This is a genomic window from uncultured Algibacter sp. (assembly GCF_963976535.1).
Lineage (GTDB): Bacteria > Bacteroidota > Bacteroidia > Flavobacteriales > Flavobacteriaceae > Algibacter_B.
The window spans coordinates 1-10,399 of record NZ_CAXBLF010000084.1; the positions used below are offsets into that span (position 1 = coordinate 1).

Below are 10,399 nucleotides of genomic sequence, written 5' to 3' on the forward strand. Positions count from 1 at the left end.
GTTAGGGATAGCAATGGAAAGCCCACAGTGAGGCACGAGCGAGGACTTGTAATGTATAGCCCGACCCTTAGGGTAACGCCCAGAAAATATATTTTCAAAAAAAAACCAAAAATGTTTGGTGTGTCAAAAAATGAACTACTTTTGTAACTCTTTTTAGGTTAATAACTTAAAGAATAGCTGAACACTTTGAACCTTGTTTCTATGTTCGGGCTTTTGAAAATTAGGAAGTCATATTCAAAAGCTGCTTACAGATTAAGCAACCGAATTTTAAAGCTAACTTCCGTTTCTCCTATATATGCTATACAGCATGAATATGGCTTTGTGCCTACAACTCGAAGAGAGTTTCGTATTTGATATTGTTAATTTTTTATTGACTGAACGTGTAGTTAATACACCAATTACATCTTTAACTTTTATTAAAATATTACATTACATTGAATACAAAATATATTGATTTAATCAATCAAACTTTTGAATTTCCACAAGAGGAATTTAAAGTTGATAAGGGGCAGTTGCATTTTCATGGAGTTGATTTAATGGAGCTTACAAAACAGTATGGTGCGCCATTAAAATTTACGTATTTACCGCAAATATCTAACAATATTAATAAAGCGAAAACATGGTTTGCTAAGGCTATTAAAAAGTACAATTATAAAGGCGGCTACAACTATTGTTATTGTACTAAAAGCTCACATTTTAAACATGTTTTAGATGAGACTTTAAAGAATGATATCCATATTGAAACGTCTTCGGCTTTTGATATTGATATTGTAGAACGTTTAAAGGCAGAAGGCAAAATTACCAATGATACGTTTGTAATTAGCAATGGTTTTAAGCGCACACAGTATATTACAAATATTGCGCGATTAATAAATAATGGACATAAAAACGCCATACCTATTATTGATAATTACGAGGAAATTGATTTGCTATCACAAGAAATTGGCGGTAAGTTTAAAGTTGGAATTAGAATAGCCTCAGAAGAGGAACCAAAGTTTGAATTCTATACGTCTCGTTTAGGTATTGGCTATAAGAATATTGTGTCGTTTTACAAAAATCAGATTGCTAATAATGAGAAAGTAGAACTTAAAATGCTCCATTTTTTTATAAATACAGGAATTAGAGATAACGCCTATTATTGGAATGAGCTTTTAAAATGTTTGAAGGTATATACCAGTTTGAAAAAGATTTGTCCGACGCTTGATAGCTTAAATATTGGGGGAGGTTTCCCTATAAAAAATTCGTTGGCTTTTGATTTTGATTATGAGTATTTGATTGATGAAATTATAAATCAAATAAAATTAACATGCGAAGAAGAAGAAGTTGATGTGCCAAATATTTTTACCGAGTTTGGAAGTTTTACTGTTGGAGAAAGTGGTGGAGCAATTTACGAAGTGTTATATCAAAAACAGCAAAACGATCGTGAAAAGTGGAACATGATAAACTCATCTTTCATTACGACTTTACCAGATACTTGGGCTATTAATAAACGTTTTATTTTATTGGCTGTAAACCGTTGGCAAGATAGTTACGAGCGTGTGTTGTTAGGTGGTTTAACCTGTGATAGTGATGATTATTATAATAGTGAGCAGCATATGAATGCTATTTATATGCCAAAATACAATAAAGATAAACCTTTGTATATCGGCTTCTTTAATACGGGTGCTTACCAAGAATCTATTGGTGGTTTTGGTGGTTTGCAACACTGTTTAATTCCGTCGCCAAAGCATATTTTAATTGATAGAGATGCAGACGGAAATATCACTACAGAAGTATTTTGTGAACAACAAAAAAGTGAAGACTTACTTAAAATTTTAGGTTACGATAAACCTCAAAAGGTTATTGCCAAAAAAGAGGTTTTCGAATTGACCGAAACTTACAACTAAAAAAATGAAACTAACATACGCTGGAATTCCAGAAGAATTTGCCAAATTAGAGCAAGCAAAAATTGTTTTAATTCCTGTGCCTTATGATGGCACTAGTACCTGGCAAAAAGGAGCAGATAAAGGTCCTGAAGCTTTTTTAGAAGCTTCCGAAAACATGGAACTTTATGATATTGAAACAGGTACCGAGGTATATCAACAAGGTGTCTTTTTAGCTGAGGCTGTTACAGAAAACAGCTCGCCTGAAGCTATGGTTGATGCGGTACACCAAGCCACTAAAAAATACATCAAAAAAAATAAGTTTGTAACCATTTTTGGTGGTGAACATTCTATTTCTATTGGTACTATTCGAGCGTTTAACGAAATGTATCCAAGTTTAACCGTGTTACATATTGATGCGCATGCAGATTTACGCAAGTCATACGATGGTTCTACTTGTAATCACGCTTGTGCTGTTTATGAAGCGAGCCAAAACACCAATTTAATTCAAGTAGGGATTCGCTCAATGGACATCATCGAAAAAACGGTTATGGATGAGGATAAAGCCTATTTTGCTCATGATATGGCTGTGGATGATACTTGGATGGATTCTGCTATCGACCAAATGACAGATAGTGTATTTATCACTTTCGATTTAGATGCCTTTGATCCTTCAATTATGCCAAGTACTGGAACACCAGAACCTGGTGGTTTATTATGGTATGAAACGCTTGACTTTTTAAAACAAGTGTTTCAAGAAAAGAACGTGGTTGGGTTTGATATTGTTGAGCTTTGTCCAGATAACAAAGAAAAATCATCAAATTTTTTAGCAGCAAAATTATATTATAAGATGTTAAGCTATAAATTTATGAATGATGCTACGGAAGATAATTATGATAACGCTTACGATAATACAGAACATAAAAAGAACACTTTAAAATTTACTGACGATGACAACTACTAAAGGCCCTATTTCTCAATTTATAGAGAAACATTATTTACATTTTAATGCAGCGGCTTTAGTTGATGCAGCAAAAGGATATGAAGATCAATTAAATAATGGTGCAAAAATGCTAGTGTCTTTGGCAGGAGCTATGAGTACAGCAGAGTTAGGTAAAAGTTTTGCAGAAATGATTCGTCAAGATAAAGTGCAAATCATTTCTTGTACAGGTGCAAATCTAGAAGAAGATATTATGAATTTGGTAGCACATTCGCATTACAAACGCGTGCCTAATTATCGCGATTTAACACCTCAAGATGAATGGAATTTGTTAGAAAAAGGTTTAAACCGTGTTACAGATACGTGTATTCCTGAAGAAGAAGCTTTCCGTCGTTTACAAGTGCATATTTTTAAAATTTGGAATGATGCTGAAGCTAAAGGCGAACGTTATTTACCGCATGAGTATATGTACAAAATGTTGTTATCTGGAGTTTTAGAGCAATACTATGAAATCGATTTAAAAGATTCTTGGATGTACGCTGCTGCAGAAAAAAACTTGCCGATTGTATGTCCTGGATGGGAAGATAGTACCATGGGAAATATTTTTGCGAGTTACGTTTTAAAAGGTGAATTAAAAGCTAGCACCATGAAATCGGGTATTGAATACATGACTTTTTTAGCTGATTGGTACACCGAGAACTCTAAAAATGGCATTGGTTTCTTCCAAATTGGTGGAGGAATCGCAGGTGATTTTCCAATATGTGTGGTGCCCATGTTGTATCAAGATATGGAACGTTCAGATACTCCGTTTTGGAGTTATTTTTGTCAAATAAGGGATTCTACAACAAGTTATGGGTCGTATTCTGGGGCTGTGCCAAATGAAAAAATCACTTGGGGAAAGTTAGATATAAATACACCAAAATTCATAATAGAAAGTGATGCAACTATTGTTGCACCATTAATTTTTGCTTATTTATTAGGACAATAATCATGGAAGAAAATAAAATTGATAATATAGAACTTAAGTATTTAACTGTTGATGATTTTAAAGAACTAAAAGAAGCCACTCTAGAGTCCTATGGTGGCGTACTAAATTCTTATTGGAAAAAGCATCATATAGAAGATTTAACATCTATGTTTCCTGAAGGACAGGTTATTATAAAAATTGATGGAGACATCGCAGGCTGTGCATTATCTCTTATTGTAGATTACGATAGTATTGACGATGAGCACACTTATGAGGATATTATAGGTGGAGAATCTTTTAAAAATCACCATCCAGATGGCGATGTACTTTATGGGATTGATGTATTTATAAAACCACAGTATAGAGGCTTGCGTTTAGGAAGAAGACTGTATGATTATAGAAAAGAAGTTTGCGAAAACCTAAACTTAAAAGGCATTGTTTTTGGAGGTAGAATGCCTAATTTCCATAAACATAAAGAACTAACACCAAAACAATACATTGAAAAAGTAAAACGTAAAGAAATTCATGATCCTGTTTTAAATTTTCAAATATCTAACGATTTTCATCCAGTTCGTGTTTTAAAAGGTTATTTAGAAGGTGATACAGCATCAAACGAATATGCTGTTTTAATGGAATGGGACAACATCTATTATACAAAGCCTAATAAAAAGGCTAGTACAGTAAAAACAATTGTTCGATTGGGCTTAATACAATGGCAAATGCGTCCATATAAAGGATTGGACGATTTAATGCAGCAAGTGGAGTATTTTATTGATAGTGTAGCAGCCTATAGGTCAGATTTTGCTGTATTTCCAGAATTTTTCAATGCACCATTAATGGCAAAGTATAATCATATGCACGAGCCAGATGCTATTAGAGAATTAGCTAAATATACTAAGGTCATTGTTGAAAAAATGCAACAATTATCCATTTCGTATAATATTAATATTATCACAGGAAGCATGCCAGAACTCATTGATAATAAATTATTTAATGTAGGTTATTTATGCCGTAGAGATGGTAGTTTAGAGCGTTATGAAAAAATTCACGTAACTCCAGATGAAGCTAAAGTTTGGGGCATGCAACGCGGTAATAAATTACAAACTTTTGAAACCGATTGCGGAAAAATAGGAATTTTAATATGTTACGATTCTGAGTTTCCAGAGCTTTCAAGGTTATTAGCAGACGAGGGCATGGATATTTTATTTATTCCTTTTTTAACAGATACACAAAATGGATATTCTCGTGTTCGATTATGTGCTCAAGCACGTGCTATAGAAAATGAATGTTATGTTGCAATCTCTGGGAGTGTAGGTAATTTACCTAATGTAAATAATATGGATATTCAATATGCGCAATCTGCTGTATTTACGCCTTGTGACTTTTCATTTCCTAGTAATGGAATTAAAGCAGAAGCTACAACAAATACAGAAATGATCTTAGTTGCAGATGTTGATTTAAGTTTATTAAGAGAATTGCATTCTTTTGGCGCCGTTAAAAATTTAAAAGACAGAAGAAAAGATTTTTACGATGTTATTCGTGTTAAATAATGATAAATAGTATCTTTAACTTGTAACTAACTTTTTTACCCCATAAAAATGAAAAACAGAAATGATAATTTAAAACGAGTCATTGTTGATTTTAAAAAATTAACCCCAGAAATACTAGCCCTATTAGTTGAAAGATACCCTGATGGTTATGATGATGATCAAATTATATCTTTTAGAAACCAACATAATGACATGATTGAGGCTGTTGAAGTCATTACTGAAGACACCAAGTATTTGGTGAAAGTGAGTTCGAAACTAGTAGTAACTATGGAAAATTATGATGAAGATGATTATGAAAACTTTGATAACGATGATCCAGAAGCTGTCCAAGATCCTGAAATAGCTGACGAAGATACAGAAGATAACGATTAAAATAATTTAGTATTATGAGAACTGCCGCTTTTAAATCCTACAAAAACGGTTATTACAATTTTTGGTTTGAAAACGGCGATGAGCTAGCCTTTGAGGAGGTGCATCCGCGTGTTTTAAAACAATATGACTTAAGAAATGACAAAAGTTTAATTGATAAAGATTTCAGAATTACGTTCATTGAAGACGGAGATGATGAAAATCCTATCTATATAGTAGAAAGCCTTAAACCTCTTTAATTAATATATAAGTATGAGCACAACATTTCATATGTCGTTACCATGTTTAAGTATAAAAGCAACCAAAATTTTTTATATCCATAACATTGGTGCCACCTTAGGTAGAAACACGGAAAATTGGGTAGATATTAATCTGTTTGGAAATCAATTAACATTTATTAAAGCCGAAAAATTCAATTTTAATAGTCCTAATTATGTATTTGAGGGTAAAATATTACCGTCTTTTCATTTTGGTATAGTTTTAGATATAAATGTTTGGGAAGCGATTTATGCTAAGCTCAGAAATAAAAATTTACATTTAGTTGAGGAAAATAATTTTTTGAAAGATAAATCTGGAGAACACAACTCATTCTTTATAAAAGATCCAAACGATTATATGTTGGAATTTAAATGTTTTAAAAATCCAGAAAATATGTTTACTTAAAATTAGGACTCATAAAATTAATTCAAAAAACAGAATAAAAAGTATCTTTAATGTAATGACTATCAGTTGTTTTTAATTAAATTTATGTCAATTATAACTTGTATTGAGTAAGTGTTTTCCGAAAATAGAATTTTAGTTAACTTTTTAATTTTTTATATAATGAACAAAAAAAAATTAATTGTATTGGGTGGTTTAATATTGGTTTTTTTAACACTGTCAAGTTTTAAGGCTCCAATAGATTTAAATGATACTATTCTTGAAGTTGAAGCTCAAGAAGGATTAATAGTTTATGCTACTTACGACGGTAAAGAAGATTATGGTTATAATTTTATAACAAAAGACAGAGATGGAGAAGCGCAGACCTTAACGTTTCATAAAGTTGATGATGGGGTTTTAACAGCTTTCGATTTAAACGCTGAAACTTTTGTAGGGACTAAGTTTAAAATCACGTTTAATAGAGATTTAAAACTATCAAAGGATGAAGATGGAATGGATGATGAAGATGAAACGAATACCATCACGAAACTAGAAAAGTTGTAGTTCTTGTTGTGCTGAACTCTTTCACTGGGTGGAGTCTAAGAGCGTGTTAGCATCTCATAAAACAAAAATTCAGGCTTCCTTTATGGGAGCTTTTTTTATGAAGACTTCCCAAATAAAAACGCCATAAACAACTGCATACTCTAAAGCAATAACCCAAAGATTTTCAGATTTATCTGCTTTATTAAGGTTTATATAAGCCAAATAACTAAGTATGATAACAAAACTCCAAACCAACGGAAATTTATATTTAGTAAATACCGATAAAAATAAAAGTGTAGCCACATACCAAGGATGCACCGTAGTGGTTGTAAAATAGTAGAATGATAATACCAGTAGCATGGCTGTAATAAGCTCAATTGGTGTCTTGTTTCTTCTAAAAAACGTGATAATTATAACAAACAGAATAACAAGTATGGGCGTTACAGTTCCAATAATGGCAATTTCGTTGTAGCCTCTAAATAAGTATCCAATTTCTCTGGCTATATAGTACATACTGCCATTAAATTCGAAGTTTTGAAACCAAAGCGCCACCGTTTTTGAGTAGTTGTTTATGAATTCTGAGGAATAGAATGGTGCAAAAAGTAGGAGTGTTGTAATAATGACTATGACATAAAATCCAACTAATCGTGTCAGGTTGAGCGCAGTTGAAACCTTCTTTACGTCATTGCGAGGAGCGGGCTTAGCCTGCACTGAGCGCAGTCGAAGTGAAGCAATCTCATCCATAGAAGTAGATTGCCACACTTCGTTCGCAATGCCGTTATCATTGTCCCCTTGAGGGGACTTTAGGGGTGTTTTTTCTACCGTCTTCGAGCCTCCAAAAACAAACCACTGAAAAAACAAAGGCAAAAAGATTAAAGGAATCAGTTTAACAGAAATAGATACCGCCAAAACTAACGCCGCAAATTGCCATTTGCCCATATAAAGCAAATACAAACTCCACACTAAAAAGAAAATCATAACGCCTTCAAAATGCAGATTACCGGTAAGTTCTATAATGATGAACGGGTTTAATATATACCAGAAGATATTATAAACGGGAATATTCAGTTTTTCTAAAAGTTTTTTTCCAAAGTGAAGCGTCCCAAAATCGGCAGCAATAATCAGTAATCGCATGACGACTATCGAACCTAAAATACTTTTTCCAGCAAACAGCGCAGCAATGCTAAAAAAAAGCTGATTTATGGGCGGGTAATTAGTAAAATGGCCAGCATTTAAGTCGCCCATACCTTCGCGTAATGTTTGTGCTTCTGCCACAGGAAACTCACCTTGGCTTATAAACCAATCTACTGTAAACAAATAGGGGTTTATACCTTCTAAAATCATTCGGCCATCCCAAATAAAGCGGTAAAAATCTTGTGATAGGTTTGGGATAGCCAATATAAAAATGGCTCGAAACCCAAAAGCTAAATACGTTAAGAATTGAGTATTACTTTTAAAACGCTGCACCAATATATAGAACAAAACAAACAACACAGTGTAAAGTGTGATGAGTTTTAAATAATCTGTTCTCAATAAATCGTAAGCAAAAGCCCAATAACATAACATGCTTAATAATACCATTAATAGTGGCATTTTATTAAGTTTTAAAAACGTTGGGTTTAAAAGCATCTGGTAAATATATGATTATTTGTTTGTCTTAATGAATGGGAATTGCTTACTTGATTTTGGTAAAAAAAATAGCTAACTTCGTTTAGTGCTTGATAAAAAATATTAAAACGATTTCTTATCAGTCATCAGTTGGTGGTAATTATTTAAAGGAAATCTATGAACAGATTAATATTACTTTTATTCAGTATCGTAATTGCAATATCATGCAAAACGAATTCTCCGGTTGACAATGCTTTGCAAAAAGAATTAGAATCTGGAATTATTGAGGGTTTCTTAAGTGAAGATGGTACAGTTGAAAAATACCTTGGAATACCCTACGCCCAACCTCCTGTTGATAATCTTAGATGGAAAGCGCCACAAAAACCTGAGCCTTGGCAAGGTGTTTTAAAAACCCAGAAATACGGTAATATAGCCATGCAATATAAATTTGCAGATTGGGTAAATTTTGATGAAGATAAAATAAGTGAAGATTGCTTGTATTTAAATGTTTGGAAGCCCAGAGATGTTGGAGATAGGAAATTACCTGTTTTAGTAAACATTCACGGAGGTGGTTTAATGGCAGGAGAAGGCTCAGGACCTCAATTGGAAGGCTCCAGTATGGCCAAAAAAGGAATGATAGTAGTTACCATAAATTACCGACTTAATATTTTTGGTTTTTTTGCACATCCGGAATTAAGCGCAGAAACCGGCTATAATGGATCTGGAAACTATGGTTATATGGATCAGCAGTTCGCCTTACAATGGGTAGAGAACAACATTGAAGTATTTGGAGGCGATTCAAACCGCATCACAATCGCAGGAGAATCGGCTGGATCGTGGTCGGTTCTTTCTCTAATAACATCGCCTTTATCAAGAGATTTAATTGCAGGTGCTATTGGGTCAAGTGGTGGTGTAATTCCTCTTTTGTCTATGGAGGAAGCTGAAAAAAGAGGCGCATTGGCACAAGAGAAATCAGGACTCAAAACCATTGCCGAATTGAGACAAGCACGTACAGAAGACATTCTTGATATTTACAAGAACTCGAATTCTTTTGATTATACACCAACTTTAGATAATTATGTTTTCACAAAAGATATACCTGACATTTATAAAGCCCAAGAACAGGCTAACATTCCATTATTAATTGGCTGGAATTCTGTTGAATTACCTCCAGAAGTCTATCTTAGAGGTCCCAACTACACCAAGGCAAACTTCGTAAATATTACCAAGGAATTGTATCCTGTCCACTCTGAAAAAATTTTAGCGATGTTTCCTCATGAAACTGAAGACGAAATTATATGGTCCGCCATAGATTTAGCCTCAATACGGTTCATTGGACTGGGTGCGTGGAAGTGGTTTGATTTGCATCGTAAACATAGCGGTCAACCTGTGTATAGGTACTTGTATACCAAGGTGCATCCGCCGCATAAATCAGTTGACATGGCAACATACAAACCGCCGCTTGGAGCTTACCATGCTCAGGAAATTGCTTATTCGTGGGGAAACCTTCCGTTAGTGACTGATTTCAATTATTCAGAGAATGACTATAAAGTATCAGCTATTATACAGGGTTACTTTTCTAACTTTATCAAAACAGGTAACCCCAATGGGGATCAATTCCCTAAGTGGCCTGCTGTTGAACCCAATAACGAATCGCCTATGATTATGAAAATAGATACAGAAACTAAATTAGTACCAGCATCTTTAGATTATAGAATTCGATTTTTTGACGATTCAGGTTTTCCTTATTGGTGGAACTAGAATAAAAATTTAATAACATACATAACATCTACTAACAATTTTAGTCATAAAGCTAAATTTAATGTTCAATCAAAAAATAGTGAATTTTTGTCGCTTTGTTCTTATTTAGGGCTTGCTGATTTTCTAAAAAAATAGACATAACTAATTATCAATCAATATA

General features: G+C 33.4%; 10 protein-coding genes. 9 read left to right on the forward strand and 1 reads right to left on the reverse strand.

Annotation, left to right across the window (positions count from 1 at the left end):
- Nucleotides 1-434 precede the first annotated feature (434 nt).
- The 8 genes from AAC024_RS14865 to AAC024_RS14900 all read left to right on the forward strand — a co-directional run bounded on the left by AAC024_RS14865 (nucleotide 435) and on the right by AAC024_RS14900 (nucleotide 6,891).
- On the forward strand, nucleotides 435-1,886 hold the full coding sequence (locus AAC024_RS14865) for an arginine decarboxylase (protein WP_339896282.1): 1,452 nt from the start codon (nucleotides 435-437) through the stop codon (nucleotides 1,884-1,886).
- Between the two features lie 4 nt (nucleotides 1,887-1,890).
- Nucleotides 1,891-2,826, forward strand: a complete 936-nt coding sequence (speB, locus tag AAC024_RS14870; protein ID WP_339896283.1) for an agmatinase — start codon at nucleotides 1,891-1,893, stop codon at nucleotides 2,824-2,826.
- Nucleotides 2,813-3,790 carry a deoxyhypusine synthase family protein gene (locus tag AAC024_RS14875; RefSeq protein ID WP_339896284.1) on the forward strand — a complete coding sequence of 326 codons (978 nt, stop codon included), beginning with the start codon at nucleotides 2,813-2,815 and terminating at the stop codon, nucleotides 3,788-3,790. The genes speB and AAC024_RS14875 overlap by 14 nt, the downstream gene beginning before the upstream one ends.
- A 2-nt stretch (nucleotides 3,791-3,792) precedes the next feature.
- Nucleotides 3,793-5,319 carry a bifunctional GNAT family N-acetyltransferase/carbon-nitrogen hydrolase family protein gene (locus tag AAC024_RS14880; protein WP_339896285.1) on the forward strand — a complete coding sequence of 509 codons (1,527 nt, stop codon included), beginning with the start codon at nucleotides 3,793-3,795 and terminating at the stop codon, nucleotides 5,317-5,319.
- A gap of 48 nt (nucleotides 5,320-5,367) precedes the next feature.
- Nucleotides 5,368-5,691 carry a hypothetical protein gene (locus AAC024_RS14885; protein WP_339896286.1) on the forward strand — a complete coding sequence of 108 codons (324 nt, stop codon included), beginning with the start codon at nucleotides 5,368-5,370 and terminating at the stop codon, nucleotides 5,689-5,691.
- A 14-nt stretch (nucleotides 5,692-5,705) separates the two neighbouring features.
- Complete coding sequence (locus AAC024_RS14890) at nucleotides 5,706-5,927, forward strand: hypothetical protein (RefSeq protein ID WP_339896287.1); 222 nt, start codon at nucleotides 5,706-5,708, stop codon at nucleotides 5,925-5,927.
- Between the two features lie 13 nt (nucleotides 5,928-5,940).
- Entirely contained in the window at nucleotides 5,941-6,351 is a 411-nt protein-coding gene (locus tag AAC024_RS14895; protein WP_339896288.1) for a bleomycin resistance protein, read from the forward strand.
- 159 nt (nucleotides 6,352-6,510) lie between these two features.
- Complete coding sequence (locus AAC024_RS14900; protein ID WP_339896289.1) at nucleotides 6,511-6,891, forward strand: hypothetical protein; 381 nt, start codon at nucleotides 6,511-6,513, stop codon at nucleotides 6,889-6,891.
- 69 nt (nucleotides 6,892-6,960) lie between these two features.
- Here the strand turns inward: AAC024_RS14900 and AAC024_RS14905 are convergent, their stop codons facing one another.
- Entirely contained in the window at nucleotides 6,961-8,463 is a 1,503-nt protein-coding gene (locus AAC024_RS14905) for a mannosyltransferase (RefSeq protein WP_339896290.1), read from the reverse strand.
- 192 nt (nucleotides 8,464-8,655) lie between these two features.
- Between AAC024_RS14905 and AAC024_RS14910 the strand changes: the two genes are divergently transcribed.
- The gene (locus AAC024_RS14910; RefSeq protein ID WP_339896291.1) at nucleotides 8,656-10,239 is read left to right on the forward strand and encodes a carboxylesterase family protein; all 1,584 of its coding nucleotides are present in this window, start codon (nucleotides 8,656-8,658) and stop codon (nucleotides 10,237-10,239) included.
- The last annotated feature ends 160 nt before the right edge of the window (nucleotides 10,240-10,399 follow it).